The sequence below is a fragment of the Ignavibacteriales bacterium genome, assembly GCA_016214905.1.
Classification (GTDB): Bacteria; Bacteroidota; Ignavibacteria; order UBA10030; family SZUA-254; genus PNNN01.
On record JACRMQ010000006.1, the window covers coordinates 771,851 to 793,082 of the forward strand.

Below are 21,232 nucleotides of genomic sequence, written 5' to 3' on the forward strand. Positions count from 1 at the left end.
GAATTTGAATACGACAATATTCCATAATAAATGGTCGGCATTTTTAATATTGGCGGGCGTATCTATTGTCGCCTTTTTTCCCTTATTAAATAATAACTTCGTCAATTACGACGATCCGGGATACATCACACAAAATCAGAACGTTCGGTCGGGCATTTCATTAAAAACGATTGTGTGGGCATTCAAATCAAATGAACAATCGAACTGGCACCCGCTAACTTGGATGTCTCATGCACTTGATTATCAGTTATTCGGATTGAATCCGACCTACCACCATCTCATGAATCTTTTATTGCATATCATCAGTTCCGTTCTACTTTTTATATTTCTAAAAAAAGCGACCGATTCGCATTGGCAAAGTTTATTTGTTGCAGTCGTGTTTGCTATACATCCCCTCCATGTTGAGTCGGTTGCATGGGCATCTGAGAGGAAAGATGTATTGAGCGGATTATTCTGGATGCTTACCATGTGGGCGTATATACGCTATCGTCAGGTGCCTGGTTTATCCCGTTACATGTTGGTGTTATTTTTGTTCTCATTAGGGATTTTATCAAAGCCAATGATAATTACACTTCCATTCGTTTTGATATTGCTCGATTATTGGCCTCTGAATCATTTATCTTTCAAGTCGATGACAGGAAAAAAGGAAAAATATATTATTCCAACATCGCTCGTTAATAATATCAAAGATAAAATACCGTTCTTTATTCTTTCGCTCGGTTCAAGTATAATAACATATATCGTTCAGCGTGAGGGTGGAAGTATGGCGGAATCTGGTGGCTTGTTGTTTAAAGATAGGTTGTTCAACGCGGTATTATCATACTCAAAATACATTGTTAAAACATTTATCCCAACCGATCTTTCTGTGTTTTATCCTCATCCCGCGAATAATATAAATCTGCTTTTAGTATTTTTTTCATTTATAATTCTTCTTTCATTCACGTGGTTTGTCTGGAAACGAAGATCAACTCTCCCATTTTTATTCGTCGGATGGTTTTGGTTTCTTGGAACACTGGTACCGGTGATAGGCATTGTTCAAGTGGGATTACAGTCTATGGCAGATCGTTATATGTATTTACCTATGATCGGATTAACAATTACTATAGCATGGGGATTGCCGATATTCCTCCGACGCCACATACAAAATCCGAAGCATATCTTTACTTTCGGATTCGTAGCCGTTTCACTCATGATGACATTCGTGGCAAGAACACAAACAGAATATTGGAAAGATAGCAAAACATTATTTCAACATGCGCTTTCGGTAACTTCGGATAACGATATCGCTTACACGAATTTAGGTGTTGATTATGCTGATTCAGGAAAACATCGCGATGCTGTTTATAATTTACGAAAAGCGTACCAGCTCAAACCCAATGAAGTCGGAATTCGCAGCAATCTCGCGAAAGCTTTGGCTTCGATAGGTGAATATGATGAAGCACTCGATCACTATAACTGGTTGCTAAAAAAAGTAAAACCCGATCCGAGATTATACTTAAGAATCGGAAATGTGCATGCGGATGAAGGAAGGTACGATGAAGCGGTGGTATATTTTCTCAAATCGATCGAACTGGATTCATCGAATGCTTTTACACATTGTCAGTTAGGAGAGGTTTACATATATCAGGGAAAGTACATCGAAGCGAAACAGGAGTGCACACGGGCTTTACAGATCGATAGCACATATGCTGAAGCGCATAATATCCTAGGAGTACTGGCCGGTAAGCAGCAGCAATACGATTTGGCACTTGATGAATTTTCTGAAGCGATAAGGTTAGATTCATTAAACTCAGATTATTACACCGATCTTGGGGTATTGTACGATAAGATGAATCAATTCTCTAATTCGGAATATGCTTATAAAAAAGCAATCGCATTAAATCAGAATAATCTCGATGCGTGTTTTAATTTAGGATTAATATATGGTAAACAAAAAAAATATCACGAAGCAGAAGATCAGTGGAGACGCATAATCTTAATTGATACGGTTTCGATTAATGTCCGGATGAACTTAGCAATGCTTTATGAAGTTCAAGATAAAAAGATACAAGCTCTTGATCAGTATGTAAAAATTATACGTATGGAAAAAAAGAACGCGGTGGCTTATTATTTCGCCGGAATATTATTCGAAAAGTTGAACAAATTATCTGAAGCGGAGGAACATTTCAGGGGAGCAATAAAAATCGCACCAACCTATCGCGATCCCCAGATCGCTCTTCAGAGGATTCTATCATCCAAAAATAAATGATCGATCTTGCCGGGCGTAGTGAATCCTGTTGAATAAAATATATTCGCACCATCAATCCGCGATCTCAAATTGTAAGCAAAAATCTTAATTGAAGATTCTACAATCTTCGATTTCATTCTTTCAAAATAATTACCCGTAAAAAAATCACATCGTAAATATCTTCGTTTCTTTCTGATTTAAGCAATATCTATAGCGCATACTTGCTTACCCGGGATGGCATGTAATTGGACTTTATAAGCATCAAGACAAAAAAATGCTTTATAAAGGGGAAAGTTTGAGTATGGAAATAAGATTCAACCGGCACAGATCTAATTCATTTATACCGGTACGATTGATCTGTTTAATGATTTTTTTAACTTCAACACTATCGGTTGCGTCTATTCCACCACATCCGCGAGTCGAAGAACTAATAAAAAAAGGTCTTGCGAAACTACCATATCAATTAGCGTATAAAACAGAGGCCGAACTAAGGGGAATTAACGCTCCGTCAAAAATCAGTTATCTGAATAAGAATCAAAATCTAAAATCGGTTTTTGGATCTTCATTCCGCACACTCGCAATCCTCGTCCAATTCAATGATCAAACGGCTCAGACAAATCCGGGTTATTATGATACTTTGCTATTTGGTGCAACGGGCAAAACGTTGAATAATTATTATGGTGAAATATCATACGGACAAATGGATATAATAACTGTGAACCTTCCATCAGGATGTGGATGGATGAATGTAAAAGAATCGTATAGTTATTATGTTGATGGGCAAAATGGTTTTGGCACTTATCCGAAAAACGCGCAAAAACTAGTTGAAGAGGTAGTCACTGTAGCTGATTCCTTTATTGACTACTCGAAGTACGACAACGATGGTGATGGATTTGTTGATGCTTTATTTATTATCCATTCCGGAAGCGGAGCTGAGTTCACAGGTAGTGTGAACGATATTTGGTCGCATCAATGGAGCACAAATTCACCTTTACAATTAGATGGCGTGAATATTTATAGGTATTCAATGGAACCGGAATATTGGATACAACCGGGAGATATGACTTGCGGTGTGTTCGCTCATGAAATGGGACATTCTGTTTTCAATCTTCCCGATTTATATGATTATGGTCAGGATTCAAAAGGGCTTGGCAGGTGGAGCTTAATGGCATCGGGTAGCTGGAACGGTTCATTAGGCGATTCTCCCGCGCATCCCGACGCGTGGTCGAGAATGAAAATGGGTTTTGTTCAACCAATAACGGTTACTGAAAACCTTCTTGATTATTCCATCCCGAATATTGTAGACAGTTCGATAATAATTAGATTATCTCCGAATAATAGTACGGAATATTTTTTATTGGAGAACAGATTGAAAAAAGGATTTGATTCAGCTTTGAGGGGAGAGGGATTACTTATTTATCACATCGATGAATCGCAATCTACGAATTCTAACCAATGGTATCCATCGAGAACATCGAGCGGTCATTACATGATTGCTTTGGAACAGGCAGACGGCAATTATGACCTTGAAAAAAACCTCAATTCGGGCGATGCATCCGACCCGTTCCCAGGCAACCTGCGAAAATATTTTTTTAACAGCACATCCCTTCCTGGTGCCAATGAATACAATGATACTACTTCAGGTATCGCGGTCACCAACATCAGAAAAAATGGATCGACTATCGTTGTTAATTTGTTCGGCTCTAATTCCAATGCGAATATTAATATGTCTCCCTCAACTCTGGAAATGATTTGTAATCTGAATTCCATTGTTTCAAAAAATATTATGCTTACCAACAACGGTGGTGAAGATGCAAAATATTCGTTAACAATCGATACTATGCAGGCATTAATATCGCGCGGTATGTATATAAGATCGAACGGAATTGAGTTCCAATCAATCGAAGGAACAATATATCCGGGTGATTCAAACTCGGTGGATATCTCGATCTCAGCTATTGATTTAGCAGAGGGTAATTATTCTACAAATTTATTTTTACAATATGATGGTAAAACATATTTTCTCCCGGTCAACTTAACAATCTTGGGTACTGATCAAAGTGTATCAGTTGTAACTCAAGTTGAATACGGTTGGAATATTGTCTCAACACCCGTTACAGTTCGCAACGATAGCGTAAAGGTAATTTATCCTTCAGCAAAAAGTCGGGCGTATGCCTATTCTCCGGGAGGGGGCTTTATTCCAAGTTCGACCCTGCAAGCTGGAATTGGATATTGGATGAAATCCGCATCTACTGAATTCGTGTCAATTACCGGAATCCCAATAGACACAATTTCGGTAGTTGTAAAAGAAGGTTGGAATTTAATCGGATCTGCAACATCTCCATATCAATTAATAAATATCGGACAATATCCTGCCGAGATCATTGATTCAAAAATTTATGGTTTTCAAAATGGATACTATCCTGCAGATACTCTGATGCCTGGGAAAGGATATTGGTTGAAAATAAAACAGGATGGTTTGTTAAAGATTTATCATAATGTATCGAGTGCTTTACATAAAGTTGTTTCCGATTCAGAAGAATCATCAGACAAAATTGGTAAATTCACATTCACGACTAAAAATCAATCACGTAAAGAGTTATACCTTATTGGTGTCAGCAACAATCATAATGTTCGATCGTATGAATTGCCACCGGTTCCACCCGAAGGAATATTTGATGTCAGATTTTCATCCTCCATACCCGGATCATTTGGAAGTTGGGCAACAGAAATCGGTTCTTATTCACACGATGATAATTCAGTTGAGATACTTATTAATAGTGATGATTATCCCATAGAGATTACATATACCGGAGTAAAAGTTTCATTAACCGAGATGGTTGATGGAGTTCCGACTTTATCGCACCAATTATTCGTGGACGGAAAAGTTACGATAAACGATTCGAGAGTTAAATCGTTTACCATTTATTATGATAAGCAGGAAGTGGCGCCACAGGAATTCAAATTATTACAAAATTATCCAAATCCTTTTAACCCATCGACAATTATCAATTATCAATTGCCAATTGACGATTATGTAACCATTAAGGTATACAATATACTGGGAGAAGAAGTGGCAATATTGGTGGACGGATTTGAAACATCTGGATATAAGGCAATTAGGTTCGATGGTTCTAATCTTCCAAGTGGTGTTTACTATGTTCGGATGAGGGTAGATGTCTCAACCGGTTCAACATTTAACGATACGAAGAAAATTATATTGACGAAGTAAACATAACACCGTTATCTGACACTGATTGACTCTAGAAGATACCGGATGTTATCATTGTTGCCCACATAAAAGTGTTAGTGGTTTAAAATCACTGACACTTTTTTATTTTTGAATAAAGAAGTATATTTAACAACCTAAACGATATTCCCTTTTATTTAAGTATTCTGAAGATTATATGGATAAATTATTGTTAAAAAGATGCAACGATCTTATTAAGAAAAATAAAATCGAGATGATCGACTTGAAATGTATCGATCTAACCGGATATCTCCATCATATTACGCTCCCTGTATCCGAAAATATTCTCATCAAATTGCTTGCCGAGGGGGTTGGCTTTGACGGCTCGAGTTATGGTTTCAGGAAAGTGGAAAACAGCGATATGATCTTGATTCCCGATCTAACTACCGCCGTTGTTGATCCGTTCAGGTCAACACCGACGCTAAGTTTTTTCGCGAATATACTTTTAACGGACGAAAAAAGATCGCCGTTTTCGCAGGATGGCAGGTATCTTGCTCGGCAGGCAGAAACAATTTTAAAAAAGATAACCGGTTTGGATCAATCGTGGTGGGGACCGGAATTTGAATTTTACATTTTCCACAAAGTCCGTTTCGATACTCGCACCGCTTCTTCGTTTTACGAAGTTGAACATGCCGAAGAATTTTTCCGCAACGCTTATCATGCCGCGAATCCGTTCGATGTCTACGATGATTTCAGAGATGATGCCTGTAAGCTTCTCAAGCAATTCGGTGTCAAGGTGAAATATCATCATCATGAAACGGGTGAGAGGGGACAGCAGGAAATTGAAACATATTTTACAGATTTACTTTCCACAGCGGACAATATTGTAACAGTCAAATACGCGTTGTTCAATTTAGCCCGCCAACGCGATCTATTCATTACATTCATGCCGAAGCCAATGTATCAACAGCCGGGGAATGGATTGCATCTTCATTTATTCATGACAAAAAATGGGAAGAACGCATTTTATAAAAAGGGGGAGTATGGAAATGTTAATCAAGTTGGTCGGTATTTCATCGGCGGGATGTTGAAACACGGATCCGCGCTCTCTGCATTTACAAATCCGAGCACGAATTCGTACAAACGGCTCGTTCCCGGTTTTGAAGCTCCTGTTGCCCTCACTTATGGAACGGGGAACAGAGCATCGGCAATAAGAATTCCAAAATATGTAAACGATCCTGAATCGACTCGGTTTGAGTACCGTCCGCCTGATGCTACTGCCAATCCGTATCTGTGCCTGACTGCAATGTTGCTTGCGGGTATAGACGGTGTAGTAAATAAAATTGATCCGGTAAAAGAAGGTTTTGGTCCGTTCGATAAAAATATTCATGACGATAGTTTGAAAGATCATATCCATTTCCTGCCAAGAAATTTAGCCGAAGCGTTAGACGCGCTAGCGGTTGATAACGGATTCTTGAAGAGGGGGAATTTATTTTCAGATGAATTGTTAGATCAATGGGTGAATATCAAACAACAGGAGATCAAATCAATCGGTACCATGCCGCATCCGTTTGAATTCAAATTATATTTTAATCTATAATGCCGGGTTGTGATTTGTTTAGTAAATGTACAGGAAATGTGTAAATGAGGAAAGGTAGTCTGGTGAAAAAGAATGATAAAGATGTGAAAGCAATTTTAAAACGACTCGATACCCTGGCATCTAACTTATGGTGGAGCTGGAATCCCCGTGCGCAGGAAATATTTAAAGAGTTTTCACCTCTTATATGGGAAGCGACCAACCATAATCCAATCGCGATACGAAAACAATTTTCCGAGACCGAGTTATGTGCCCGCCTTGGCGACAAAGATTTTCTTGAACGACTGCTATCGGTGCTCGAGAGCTTTGAAGATTATATGGATGCAAAACATATCACAGGAAAAAAATCCAAAGCACAAGTTGCATATTTCTGCGCTGAATTTGGTCTTCACGAATGCTTGCCATTTTATTCAGGCGGTCTCGGTATTCTTGCGGGCGATCATGTTAAATCGGCGAGCGATCTCGGCATCCCTTTAATCGGTGTTGGGTTATTCTACCGCCAAGGTTATTTCAGCCAGCATATCGATCCTAATGGAAATCAGTTGGAAAATTATCCAACAACCGATCCTGCTAACGTTCCAGTTGAGTTGGTTCTGGATCAAAGCGGTAAACCGCTTATCTGCAGCGTAACGATAGGAACAAGTGTAGTTCATTTTCAGGGATGGAAAGTTAATGTTGGTCGGTGCAAAATATATTTGCTTGATACCGATGTACCCGAAAATGATGAACATTTCAGAGGTCTTACTGCACTCGCATACGGTGGAGATGTCAATACAAGAATCAGGCAGGAAATTGTTCTGGGGATTGGCGGTGTCAGGTTCCTGCGAGCACTGGGAATATCTCCTTCGGTATTTCATATGAACGAAGGTCATGCTGCATTTCTTACGCTTGAATTGTATCGCGAACAGCTTTTAAAAAATATTCCTAAACAAAAAGCGAAACAAATCGTTCGTGATCAATGTATTTTTACCACTCACACACCCGTACCAGCAGGACATGACAGATTCCCCGCCGACTTGATTGAGTTCACACTGAAACCGTTTGCCGACTGGATGAAAATCTCTATTAAAGAATTGATGCGATGCGGGCAAACCGTGAATATGGAAGAGAAGGGTGAGTTTGTAATGACCATATTAGGTCTAAAATTCTCGCGTGCCGCCAACGGAGTTAGCGACAAGCATGGGCAGATATCGCGTTTGATGTGGAGCGATTTGTATCCGGGAGTAAAAGCGAGTAAAGTGCCGATTGGTCATATTACAAATGGAGTGCATATAACAAGCTGGACAACCTGCAGGTCGTGGGAATTCTGGGAGAGGCATAATTCGCACAAATGGAAAGATCATCTCAATGATCCGAAATTCTGGAAGCACGTTACTAATCCTAAAATAGTTTCTGATGAAGAATTGTGGGCACTGCGATACGAGCAACGACGCGATCTAATCGAGTTTATACGCTCGCGAGCACGGAATAAAAAAACAATCGGAGGAGCCGTTGGCGAAGAGGCGTTGTATCGACTTCTATCGTTCGATGCGCTGACGATAGGATTTGCCCGGAGATTCGCGCCATACAAACGGGCGTTGTTATTGTTCTCTGATCTTGTAAAAGCACAAGAACTTTTCGATGATCCTCGACGACCAATTCAGATAATATTTGCCGGGAAAGCACACCCGCGTGATAATGATGGGAAGGAATTTCTGAACCGTGTAATTGCCATGACCCATAATCCGCCTTTCCTCGGAAAAGTGATATTTCTCGAAAATTATGATATGAATGTCGCGCGACATATGATCGCGGGGTGCGACATTTGGTTAAACAATCCAAGAAGACCGTTGGAAGCGAGCGGAACCAGCGGACAAAAAATTGCAATCAACGGTGGACTGCATTTAAGCATTTTAGATGGTTGGTGGAGTGAAGCCTACAACGGGAAGAACGGATGGGCAATCGGAGAAAAAGTTAAAGACAGCTATTCTCCGGAAGAAATTGATAAGCGCGATGCCGATTCACTCTATCAGATATTGAGCAATGAGCTTATCCCGACATTTTACCAACGCGATAAAAATGGGATTCCACGAAAATGGGTAGATAGAATCAGAAATGCCATGCGAACGATCATTCCCGTTTACAACACTCACCGAATGGTGATGGAGTATTCGAAGAAATATTATTTCCCGAAAAAATAAAAGTTAATGTTTTATTATTATCTGTCGTTCTTTAATGTAGTCAACAAATTTTATCGATAAAACATTATTATTAGAATATGAAGATGTTAAATAATAATTGTCATTGTCTCGGGTTGTCGTAGTGTTATAATAAATGTTAGAGGGTTTATATGGGAAGTTATGAATATTCACGATGATCGATCTTTCCTTCATCTTAAATTTGCCTTCAGGACCTGAAAGAATCAGTTCATAATCGTTGTCAGTTTGTTTGAAGTTTATTTTTCGGATTGAGTAAGCACCGTTTTTATAATTGAACGATTTTCCATCATCCTCGTAAATAATAGTCGATGCCTCACCGGAAGGATAAATATCAAGTGCCAGAGGATCGATGGGAGCTTGATCTGTATATTGAACAATTTGCTGTGACGGTATAATCGAGCCGGCTTTAACAAAGAGGGGAATTTTGTCGATGGGTGCGTCAATAGTGATGTGTTTTGGTCCCGTAATATTTTCATCTGTCCAGTAATCGTACCACTCACCTGCAGGAACTCTGAGTTCTCTCTTCTTTGCACCTTCCCAAAGAACAGGTGCCACAAGAAACGCATCTCCGAATAAAAATTCCTTTTCGCTCCAATATGTTTCAATTTCATTTGGATAATCGAAAAATACCGGCCGCATTATGGGTGTGCCGTCGATTGATGCTTTATAAAACTGTGTGTAAATGTATGGCAAAAGTTTATACCGAAGCTCGATAGATTTCTTATTGATTGATTCCAACTCAGAACCATAAGACCACGGTTCCTGATCTTTGCTGTTTATTTCTGTGTGAGTCCGCATTAGCGGTGTAAAAACTCCAAATTGTAACCATCGTGTATAAAGTTCACCGCTGGGGCTGCCGACAAACCCACCAATGTCGGTTCCCACGAATGATTGTCCTGAGATGCTAAGATTCAAGCACATTGGCAGTGCCATTTCTAAATGTTCCCACGAGCTAATATTATCTCCGGTCCAAGCTGACGCGTAGCGTTGTCCACCGGCATAGTTAGCGCGAGTAAGAACAAATGGTCGCTCTTCGGGTTTGAGTTTCAATAATCCCTCGTATGAACCGCGAGCCATCTGCATACCGTAAATGTTGTGATTCTTCCGGTGATCTGATAGTGAACCATCGCGGTTGTGGAAAACGTCCAAGGCGAAAGTTTTATTCGGACCGTTGAACACCGATGGTTCGTTCATATCATTCCAGAAACCTTTAACTCCATTCTCCAATAATCCTCGATAAAGTGATCCCCACCATTCTCTCGCTTTCGTATTAATAAAATCGGGAAAGACACATTCGCCGGGCCAAACTGTTCCGGTAAAATATTTTCCATCAGGATATTTTACGAACTGATCCCCATTCATTCCTTCTTGAAAAACCCAATATATTGAATCTTTCTTTATGCCGGGATCAATAATTACAACCACTTTAAAACCATCTTCACTCAAATCGGATACCATCTTGGTTGGATCAGGGAAGCGTTCTTTATCCCAAGTGAAGCAGCGATATCCATCCATATAATGTATATCGAGATATATCGCATCGCACGGAATATTTTTATCACGGAAGGTGGAGGCAATTTCTTTCACTTTAGATTCAGGATAATAACTCCATCGGCATTGTTGATAACCAATCGACCATTTTGGGGGAAGGGGAGTTGTCCCGGTAAGTTTGCTGAATTTTTCGGAAACCATTTTGGGTGTTGGACCATAGATGAAATAATAATTCAACTCTCCACCGATGGCACCGAAAGAGTATTGATCGGGATTTTCTTTTCCCATGTCGAAATGAGAATAAAAAGTGTTATCAAAAAAAATACCGTATGTGTTTCCGTTGCGGATGCCATAAAAAAATGGGATCGTTTGGTATAGCGGATCGGTATCTGCTTTATACGCGGGTATATCGGTATTCCAGTTGCAAAAAGATTTTCCTTTTTTGTTCAAACTTCCTGACTTTTCTCCAAATCCAAAATATTGTTCATCCGCAGGCATCGTTTTCCATACTGCTACCTCATCGCCAGACCAACACATACCCTTCGATGGTTCGTCGGCATTTATGACATTCCCGCTTTTACCAAGAAACGAAATACGGCAAGGGATTTTATTGATTGATATTGTTACCTCGGATCCGATAAGGAATATTTTATCCGGTACTTCTTTTATTTTGAATTCTTGATTTAAATCGGGTTGATCGGTGATTGCCCATGACTTGTCCTGACAAAAATCTCCCTTCCGGGACATTTGAACTCTGAATATATCGCCTTCATAAACACTGATTTTAACCTTAGCATCTTTAGCGAATAAAATTATTTCTCCAGGATTTTGAGAAAAAGATTGTATATCACCAATTGAAGTCCATTGTGCAATTGTCAGAAATGGCAGTACTATAAATAGGAATAGAAGAGAAAACAATTTCCGTTTCATTTTAATTTCCTTAGATATGAATTTTGGAATCGGAATCTTTAAAGAATCTTTCCTGATATTTTATCGAAGAAATGAAGTTTCGATATATCAAAGTATAATTCAAATTCTTTCCCTGCCAGGGGTATTATATCGGATGGAATTCTCGATACATATTGGTTGGCGTTATTTTCCAAAGTAAAATAGACGAATATTTCATTCCCAACCGGTTCGGTGACATTTATATTAGCAATGATTTTATGATTGTGATTGTTCGATGGTTTTGCCAATATATGTTCTGGACGAATGCCGATTGTGATATCATGATCTAAATATTGGCTTAGTCGGATCTGATCTTGCTGCGTTAACGGAAAAATAATTTTAGACGCTTCAACTTCGAAGGCGAGGGTACCGGAATTAATCAATTTACCTTCGAAAAAATTCATTGTCGGACTGCCGATGAAACCTGCGACAAATTTATTTATCGGTTTGTTGTATATGTTCAATGGAGTGTCTACCTGTTGAATGATGCCGTTGTGCATAACTACTATACGGTCGCCCATCGACATCGCTTCAATCTGATCGTGCGTAACATATATCATCGTTGTTTCAATTTGTTTGTGCAACCGAGATATCTCTGTTCGCATTTGTACTCTGAGATTCGCGTCGAGGTTGCTCAGAGGTTCATCGAACAAAAATACTTTCGGTTTACGCACAATCGCTCTTCCGAGCGCCACACGTTGCCGTTGCCCGCCCGAAAGTGCTTTCGGCTTTCGCTCCAACATATCTTTTATTCCAAGGATCTCGGCCGCTTGGTGTACACGATTCTTAATTTCATCTTTTGGATATTTCCGCATCTTTAATCCGAATGCGAGATTTTCATAAACGTCCATGTGGGGATATAGGGCATAATTCTGAAACACCATTGCGATATCCCTATCCTTCGGTGCCACGTCGTTCACAATTTTATCATCGATGAATATTTTGCCTTCGGAAATTTCCTCTAATCCGGCTATCATTCGCAGGGTTGTGGATTTACCGCACCCTGATGGTCCCACGAGTACAACGAATTCTTTATCTTTTATTTCAAGATTTACATCTTTTACCACTACATTTTTATCATATCTTTTATTTACTCGCTCTAACCTGACACTGCCCATGGTAATCTCTTATTTTGATTGAATTTCATTGTTCGATAAATATACAGACTCCTATCGCTAAACTCAAATTTTATTCGGAATGATGAAATTATTTCAGGATTGATATTGTTTCTTAGATATATTTGATCAAAGAGATGACATGGTTAAAAACTTGACTTTCCATAAAAAAATCGCTAATATTGAACAACAATTTGTTGTTTGTTCTAAATTCCTTAAATGGAAGGGAATAAGGTTGATGAATATATTGGTGATGTTTTCAATATTCAATAAAATAATTCTATATGTATATATGCCTGCCCTTGATTTCCAATCGGTAACCGAAATATGAAAAATTACTTAACCTATTTTATACTGTTATTCCTGCTGACCGTCGTAAATTTGTTTGCCGGCAATACCGGTAAAATATCAGGAAAAATTGTTGACAGCAAAACTCAGGATCCATTAGTCGGTGTTAATATTCTTATCACAGGGACTTCGTTAGGTGCCTCAACAAATATCGATGGTGAATACTCAATTATAAATTTATCTCCCAACGTATATACATTACGCGCGTCAATTTTGGGATATGATCCTGTAACGGTCAATAATATAAAAGTATCAATAGATCTGACCACACGACAAGATTTTTCTTTATCCGAAACTGTTGTAGAACAAAAAGAAGTGGTGATAGTGGCAGAACGACCTGTCATTCAAAAAGATATAACCGCAACAACTTCGATAGTAAGTAAAGAACTTATCTCGCAACTTGCAGTGACCGAAATTAGAGATGTAATAAAATTACAAGCAGGCATGGCGGTTTCTTCTGATGGGCAGTTTCATATGCGAGGGGGTCGCAGCGGGCAAATGGCGTATCAGATTGATGGCGTCGCTGTAAACGATGCGTATGATAATAGCAACACTATTGAAGTTGGAACTAATGTCATTCAGGAAGTTCAGGTGATTAGTGGAGCGTTTAATGCCGAGTACGGACAGGCAATGTCAGGTGTTGTAAATATCGTTACTCGGGATGGAGGAGACGCGTTATCAGGGACATTCACAACATACTCAGGAAGTTATCTGTCAAACAAGGATGATATCTTCTGGAATATCTCAAATGTTTCTCCGGTTTCAGTCAGAAGTTTTGAAGGCAGTTTAAGCGGGCCTGTTATTTCAAACAAGCTATCGTTCTATGCCAATGGCAGATATTATTATAATGAAGGATATCTGTACGGGCATAGATTGTTTTTACCAACAGATATCTCGGTAGAAGAACCCGGCTCGAGCGGTTCAAATTTCATCATATCAAAAAATGGTGATGAAAAATATATTTCGATGAATCCCAACGAAAGGATATTTGCTCAAGGGAAACTTTCATACAGATTTCTTCCTAATCTTAAACTCGCCTACAATTACATGTTTGATAAACAAGATTATCAGGATTACGATAATGGAACTCGCTTAACCCCCGATAATAATTTACATCGATTTCGTAAAACTCATTCAAACATTGTGAGTATCAATCACGCTATTTCAAATTCTACATTTTATAATTTTAACTTATCATATCTTTTTAAAGATTACCGGCATTATCTCTACGAAAATATTTATACCGGTGATCTCAACAACCCTACACTATATGTTGATAATAGATTAAGGCAAAATCCGCCGTACAGTTTTTCAATCGGTGGGACGAACTATAACCGGTTCCAACGAAATACAGGTACGTACGGGGCAAAGATTGATTTGACTTCACAACTCACAGAAAAGATTTCAATCCAAAGCGGTGGAGAATTTAAACAGCATAGGATATTTTATCAAAATATAAATTTAATTCCAATGCTGGATAACAGCGGCCAGCAAGTCTATCCTTTCAACGTCGCTATTCCCCCTGCGACTTCTCAAGATTATGACGAATATATCCGAAAACCTCTCGAAGCATCTGTTTATCTGCAATCAAAATTTGAGGCAAATTATTTAATTTTTAATGTAGGAGTTCGGTTCGATGCTTTTAATCCTGATGGAAGAATTCTATCCGATTCAACTGTAACTGATCCTGATATTCGGAATCCTGTTGTCCCGTCACATATTGCTGATCCGTACGAAAAACGATTGACTTACTGGTACGATAAAGCGTCCGTCAAATATCAATGGAGCCCGCGAATTGGTTTAGCATTCCCAATCAGTGCTGGTGGTGTGGTGCATTTTTCGTACGGTCATTTTTTCCAGTTACCAAGTTATGAATTGTTATACACAAATCCGGAATTTAAATTAGGAATTGGTTCCGGTAATCAAGGACTTTTTGGAAATGCCGACCTGAGACCACAGAAAACTGTTAAAGGTGAAATTGGATTAAAGCAACAAATCAGTCAGGATATCGGTGCCGATATCACGATGTTCTTTGAAGATTTTCGTGATTTAACCGGAACACAAACGGATGATATTTTGATATTCACTAACGAACGGACTTATAGCCGGTATGCGAATTCGGATTTCGGTTACTCAAAAGGAATCGTCCTTAAATTCGATAAAAGATTTTCCGATGGATTAGCCGCTAGCTTGGATTACACATTTTCAATTACGCAAGGTAACTCATCCAATCCGATAGATTCAAGAAATGCAAAATTAGGCGGCGCGCTGGGCGAAACATTCATCGCTCCCTTAGATTGGGATCAAAGACATTCTATTAATCTTGTTGTTGCCTACACTAAGCCGAGAGATTACGGTTTCTCGATCATTGGTAATTACTATTCCGGTCAACCCTATACACCGGAAGTAAATAAAAACAGTGCTGTTAAAAAGAATGCTTTCCCTCGAAACAGCGCTTTCCGTCCAACTATTTTCAATGTTGATCTGAAAGCAAATAAAGATTTCAATCTCGGCAATATAAATCTTTCTTTATTCCTGAGAGTCTTTAACTTGTTAGATCTTGATAATGCAAGAACCGTATATGCAAACTCAGGTGATCCATTCTTTTCATTCGACAAGCTGGCTGCTCAAAATGCAAATGCTAAAGTGTATTATAACACCTTGGATGAATTATACACGAATCCTGGATTTTTCTCGGAACCGCGCAGAATCGAACTTGGTACATCAATCAGCTTTTAAATTTAGATTATGAATAATATGAAACTGATATTTTACTTTTGCTCACTAACCATTGCTGTTCAGTCATTTGGTATAGCTCAGCTTTCCGATCCGACACTGAGAAGAATCGGGTATCATACCGGAAACCGAATTGGTATCTCATTTTATAACGATGGTCAAATCTCAGGATTCAGTCAGGGTGTTGATATAAGAGGCGAATGGCCTCTTGGCAGCGGCTACAATTATATCGGTGATCTTATTCCGATGATCGGAGTGGAACAAACAAATTCGCGCAATGAGATTTTTCATTCTGTGTGTATTTCTAGAGGTCCCAGAAACGGACAAGCAAATGAACACCATCCAACGAAAGGTTATTTCTGGGGATGGAATCCTGAACCGGGATATCTGAACCCGAATCAAACTTCAATTGCCATGAGCCATCTTCCAAATTCGTGGCCCCTAGGCGGCTGGGCAGATCAACCTAATTGGGTCGATGATAAAGGTAAAACACAATGGAACGGATATTTCGGCCGCGGCATTATGAATGCCGATCAGGAAAGTTATTATGTTGCCGACGATCAATGGGATGATGAGTTCAATTCATTTTACTTACCGGACTCGACTGATTCCACCCGGCATGGTATGGGACTGAAGATGACAGTACGGGGATTGCAGTGGTCTAGTTTTCTCGCGGAAGATATAAATTTTTGGTTATACGATATCACAAATAATGCGACAAAAACATATCGCAAATCTGTTTTTGGAACTGTAGTGGGAACATTAGCTGGTGGTGACGGCGATAGTCAGGATGACCTTGGATTCTTCGATATAAACGATAACATCACATATTCGTGGGATAGCGATAATAAAGGTAATAAGGGACAAAAGGTCGGCTATGTAGCTTATGCATTTCTGGAATCTCCGGGTAATCCGTTCGATGGAATAGATAATGACGGCGATTCACCAGATCCGGCATCACCCATATTTACCGTCACTGATTTTGATTCAGTAAGTTATCCTGTAGGTAAAAAAATTGTTTTAATCGATTCGGTTTCTTATGAGAGGTCGATATATACTATTCAAGGGCCCATCGATACGGTATATTCAGTTGGAACGCGATTTATAATACGGGCGGGAGTTACAAAGTTTAGAGAAGGACATATAGCCAGAATTCTAAATGGAGTTTCTGTTCCCGATGTTTCTGCTTATGACGGAATCGATAATGATCTTGACGGATTGATAGATGAGAACCAAGCGGTTCATTATGAGACGAGGCAGAGGCGTGGATTTCCAATCTTGAAATATATAAATTATGTAACCGGTGCCGGTGTAAACGACCCGCTCATAGATGAAAAAAGAGATAACGGTGCGGGCTCAATCATATCAAGCTGGGTGAAAACACCTGAAGGAACAATTGTGCTGGCAAGTCATTGGTCAGGCGATGAGGATGGAGATTGGGATGCGCTTTATGATGATGTTGGGGCAGACGGTGTTGGACCGAATGACAACGATTATTTTGGTCCTGATGGTGATGGTACGGAGGGGAATAACATGCCGGATCAAGGTGAACCAAATTTCGGCAAAACTGACCCTCATGAGTCAGATCAGATTGGTTTGACAAGTTTCAATTTTTTCAACATCAGCGCATCACCCGATATGAGTAACGATCAGTTGCTCTGGGATAGAATGACACCCGGAAGATTCGATATTATTCCATCACAACCGCAAGATGGCGATTTTATTTATTCCTCAGGATACTTTCCGATCAGACAAAAACAAACGGAAAGATTTTCAGTCGCACTACTTTTCGGAGAAACATATGAAGACGTAGTGAGAAATAAAAAGATAGCGTTACAAATTTATAATGCAGGATATAAGTTCCCTCAACCACCGCGCAAACCGAAGTTGAAACTCACTCTCGCACAGGAAAACGGTAATGTAGTGTTATATTGGGATGGAGCTTTATCCGAAAACACACGCGATTTCATCACCAAGAGAAAAGATTTCCAGGGTTATAAAATCTATAGAGCAACAGATGCCGGTTTCCAGGATAGCCGGGTGATAACAGACGCGCTTGGAGTTATGGCTTTCGATAAACCGATCGCCCAGTTTGATTATAAAGATAATATAAAAGGATTCTTTGAAGCGCCTCCTGATCTTCTAGAACAGGTGGGAGGAACAACATATTGGCTTGGTTCAGATAATGGGATTGTTAATAAGTATATCGATACAACTGTAATACCCGGGCAGAGATATTTTTACGCTGTGGTTGCTTATGATGCAGGTGATCCGACGTTAAATATTTTTCCATCCGAGAATTCAAAATATATTTTTATAACAAATACCGGCGAGATTATTACTGATGATAATACAGGGTATATTACTCCAAGTCGTCCACCGATCGGATACACGAACGCACAACCGTCGAATTTAGAAAAAGTTCAACCATTCAGTGGAACCGGAACGGGATGGATCGAAGTAGTGGATGATAAGGCGGTGAGAAACGATAACCATTATAACATCATATTCTCAGATTCTGCTACGCAGGGATATACCACCGATTGGTCGTTAATCGATCTGGATGCGACCGATACTCTTTTTATTCCATCGTTAAATGAGACGAAGTACGTGAAACCTCAGGATACAGTTTCAATCCCATCCGGAGTTGAATTGATTGTTAACGGTGAATCATTTATAAGCGACACAAATGTATATTCCGGCTCGTATGATACCTTGGTAAGGCGCTCAACTACATTTTATGGGAACACACCGGTTAAACATGGTTTTAAAGTACAATTATTGAATGACAATTTTATCGACCGAGATTCAACGAATTCATTTTTTCAAGATATAACATCGACTATTCCGCCAACATATTTGTTCGGTCCATTCGTTTGGGCAACTACCGGTCCGGGTGTCGCGTATAACGGAATCAAAATGCCATTCGATTATCGTATAGAATTTTATCCCGATTCCACAATTGATACATCAATTGCAGACACTTTATATCCATCAACAAATAGGATAACGGCGAAGCCGGTGAATTTTAAAATCAAAAACGTAACTACCGGACAATATATTGATTTCGTGTATTTTAAAAATTTAGGTGCATTAAGCACCATTCATAATATTTATTTCAAAGAGATGATAGGTGGACAATTGACTCGCACCTGGAGAGTAAATATTTATTACAATTTCCCGAATGCACCATTGGAACGATCCGGTTTTCTTCAAATCGCGACATTCAAACCTTTCAACAGATCAGACATATATAGTTTTACAACTCGAGGCGCATATATAAATAAGGAACTCGCTAAATCAGAGCTTGATAAAATTAAAGTAGTTCCAAATCCTTACGTAGTTACTCATGAAGCAGAACCGCGGTTGCTCAGCACACAAACCAGTGGTCGGGGAGAGAGATTTATCCGCTTTACACATGTACCGCCGGGTACAACAATTTCAATTTACACGGTCAGAGGTGAGTTAGTAAAAAAACTCAGGCACGATGATATGTTCTCGGGCGATGTAAAATGGAATTTAAGAACTGAGGAAAACCTTGACGCCGCTTACGGAGTTTATGTTTATGTCCTCGAAGCAGACAATATCGGAACAAAAACCGGTAAATTCGCATTGATAAAGTAAGGTGAAAAATGATGAATAAAATTATTGTATTGATGCTTTTGATAACGGTACCAATTTTCGGACAAACGAAAGTCGGCTCAACAGCAGCACCATTTTTAAATGTTGGGATGGGACCCAGGGCAATCTCGATGGGTGGGGCATTTGCCGCAACTGCGAATGATGTATCAACCTTATATTGGAATCCTGCCGGCGCTTCAAGAATGGAATCAAACGGGGCTTTATTCCTCCATTCAACATGGTTTGCCGATATTACGTATAATTGGGCAGGTTCCATAGTCAATCTCGGCTCATATGGGGCAGTCGGCTTAAGTGTCACCTATCTCGATTACGGTAAAATGGAGGTTACTACGCTTTCTGAGCAAGAAGGGACAGGTGAATATTTTTCTGCTCAAGATATTGCACTTTCGATAACTTATTCGTATAATTTAACCGATCGATTTTCGATAGGAATGAACGGTAAATATATAAATCAAAAAATATGGAATTCATCGGCAAGCGCGTTTGCGGTCGATTTAGGCACTCTTTTTATATCCGATTTTTACGGAATTCGGATAGGCGCCTCAATTTCAAATTTCGGAACCGATATGCAACTTGACGGTAAAGATTTATATGTTCTGTATGACATTAATCCAAACATCCACGGAAATAACGATCAGATTCTAACGAAGCTAAAAACAGACACGTATCCGCTGCCGCTCGTTTTTAGGGTAGGTATCGCAAAAGATGTCTCTATCGGTAATCACAGCAGATTAACAATTGCCGCGGACGCGATCCATCCTAATGATAATGCGGAATCTGTGAATTTTGGAGGTGAGTATTCTTTCAACGAAAATATATTCTTTCGTGCAGGTTACAAATCTCTTTTCCTCACAAATTCCGAAGAAGGACTGAACGTAGGATTCGGTTTGAAGTATGAAGTTGCTGATAAAATATTTTTGAACCTCGATTACGCATACCAAGATTTTGGTAAATTAAATTACACACAACAATTTGGGCTGGGGATCCAATTTTAATTAAACTAAATATAATCAAGAATTCATTTCACAAATATAAAGGAGATATATTATGAAGTTCCTTAGTTTACTATTTCTATCGATCTTCGTTTTAACATTGGGCTATGGTGGACCAACTGTTAAGAATGACGATTTGTTTATAGAAGAAGTTCATGCTGACAGTGCTGCGACTGTTGATTTTCAGTGCAACATGGGAGTTCAGATAAAGAAAGGATTGTTTAATCCTGCAACCGATAGTTTATTCATAAGCGGCGGTTTCAACGGATGGGGTACAGATAATATGATGACCGATCCGGATAATGATTCGCTTTTCACATATTCGCTACATCAGGATAGCAGCGGCAACAATTTAGAATTTAAATTCCGATATGCACACAGTGGCGCTATGAATTGGGAAAGTGTTTCAAATCGTAATTATCTCGTACCGGATGGGAATAGCACCTACTATGCATGGTACAACAACGACAGTGTATTTGTGCAACAATATGATATAACTGTAACATTCTCATGCAACATGGAATTGGAAAGATTGTCGGGCAGATTCAATCCGTCAGTAGATACCGTTTCAGTGAACGGAGATTTCAACGGATGGTCAGCGAAGACAACGATACTGACACCGAATCCATTGAACCCTGATTTATATGAAGGTACAGCGGTAATCCGCCGCGGACTTGGCGAATCGATAGAATTCAAATTCTGGTACACACCAAACAATTGGGAAAGTGTATCGAACCGTCATTATACA

The 21,232-nt window shown here is 39.3% G+C and carries 10 protein-coding genes; 8 read left to right on the forward strand and 2 right to left on the reverse strand.

Annotated elements, in window-relative coordinates; all coding sequences use genetic code 11:
- Positions 1–4: 4 nt before the first annotated feature.
- From HZB59_07245 to glgP, 4 genes are all read left to right on the forward strand, one after another.
- Positions 5–2,248 carry a tetratricopeptide repeat protein gene (locus HZB59_07245; GenBank protein ID MBI5021214.1) on the forward strand — a complete coding sequence of 748 codons (2,244 nt, stop codon included), beginning with the start codon at positions 5–7 and terminating at the stop codon, positions 2,246–2,248.
- Positions 2,249–2,528: 280 nt separating this feature from the next.
- Entirely contained in the window at positions 2,529–5,459 is a 2,931-nt protein-coding gene (locus HZB59_07250; GenBank protein ID MBI5021215.1) for a M6 family metalloprotease domain-containing protein, read from the forward strand.
- 175 nt (positions 5,460–5,634) lie between these two features.
- Positions 5,635–7,017 carry a type I glutamate--ammonia ligase gene (glnA, locus tag HZB59_07255; GenBank protein ID MBI5021216.1) on the forward strand — a complete coding sequence of 461 codons (1,383 nt, stop codon included), beginning with the start codon at positions 5,635–5,637 and terminating at the stop codon, positions 7,015–7,017.
- Positions 7,018–7,061: 44 nt separating this feature from the next.
- Positions 7,062–9,194, forward strand: a complete 2,133-nt coding sequence (gene glgP, locus HZB59_07260) for an alpha-glucan family phosphorylase (protein MBI5021217.1) — start codon at positions 7,062–7,064, stop codon at positions 9,192–9,194.
- 3 nt (positions 9,195–9,197) lie between these two features.
- Here glgP and HZB59_07265 read toward each other — a convergent pair whose 3' ends face one another.
- On the reverse strand, positions 9,198–11,633 hold the full coding sequence (locus HZB59_07265) for a glycoside hydrolase family 31 protein (GenBank protein MBI5021218.1): 2,436 nt from the start codon (positions 11,631–11,633) through the stop codon (positions 9,198–9,200).
- A 38-nt stretch (positions 11,634–11,671) separates the two neighbouring features.
- The gene (gene ugpC / locus HZB59_07270; protein ID MBI5021219.1) at positions 11,672–12,769 is read right to left on the reverse strand and encodes a sn-glycerol-3-phosphate ABC transporter ATP-binding protein UgpC; all 1,098 of its coding nucleotides are present in this window, start codon (positions 12,767–12,769) and stop codon (positions 11,672–11,674) included.
- 324 nt (positions 12,770–13,093) lie between these two features.
- On the opposite strand from ugpC, the gene HZB59_07275 reads away from it, so the two are divergent.
- The 4 genes from HZB59_07275 to HZB59_07290 form a co-directional block, all read left to right on the forward strand.
- Positions 13,094–15,853 carry a TonB-dependent receptor gene (locus HZB59_07275; GenBank protein ID MBI5021220.1) on the forward strand — a complete coding sequence of 920 codons (2,760 nt, stop codon included), beginning with the start codon at positions 13,094–13,096 and terminating at the stop codon, positions 15,851–15,853.
- Positions 15,854–15,862: 9 nt separating this feature from the next.
- Positions 15,863–19,474: a hypothetical protein gene (locus tag HZB59_07280; protein ID MBI5021221.1), complete on the forward strand. Its 3,612-nt coding sequence runs from the start codon at positions 15,863–15,865 to the stop codon at positions 19,472–19,474.
- A gap of 8 nt (positions 19,475–19,482) precedes the next feature.
- Positions 19,483–20,487 carry a PorV/PorQ family protein gene (locus HZB59_07285; GenBank protein MBI5021222.1) on the forward strand — a complete coding sequence of 335 codons (1,005 nt, stop codon included), beginning with the start codon at positions 19,483–19,485 and terminating at the stop codon, positions 20,485–20,487.
- 52 nt (positions 20,488–20,539) lie between these two features.
- The coding region (locus HZB59_07290; protein MBI5021223.1) for a hypothetical protein at positions 20,540–21,232 on the forward strand (693 nt) is incomplete at its 3' end.

Coding starts and splice junctions, on each gene's coding strand:
- HZB59_07250 (MBI5021215.1), top strand. CDS start 2,529: ATGGAAATAAGATTCAACCGGCACAGATCTAATTCATTTATACCGGTA.
- glnA (MBI5021216.1), top strand. CDS start 5,635: ATGGATAAATTATTGTTAAAAAGATGCAACGATCTTATTAAGAAAAAT.
- glgP (MBI5021217.1), top strand. CDS start 7,062: ATGAGGAAAGGTAGTCTGGTGAAAAAGAATGATAAAGATGTGAAAGCA.
- HZB59_07265 (MBI5021218.1), bottom strand. CDS start 11,633: ATGAAACGGAAATTGTTTTCTCTTCTATTCCTATTTATAGTACTGCCA.
- ugpC (MBI5021219.1), bottom strand. CDS start 12,769: ATGGGCAGTGTCAGGTTAGAGCGAGTAAATAAAAGATATGATAAAAAT.
- HZB59_07275 (MBI5021220.1), top strand. CDS start 13,094: ATGAAAAATTACTTAACCTATTTTATACTGTTATTCCTGCTGACCGTC.
- HZB59_07280 (MBI5021221.1), top strand. CDS start 15,863: ATGAATAATATGAAACTGATATTTTACTTTTGCTCACTAACCATTGCT.
- HZB59_07285 (MBI5021222.1), top strand. CDS start 19,483: ATGATGAATAAAATTATTGTATTGATGCTTTTGATAACGGTACCAATT.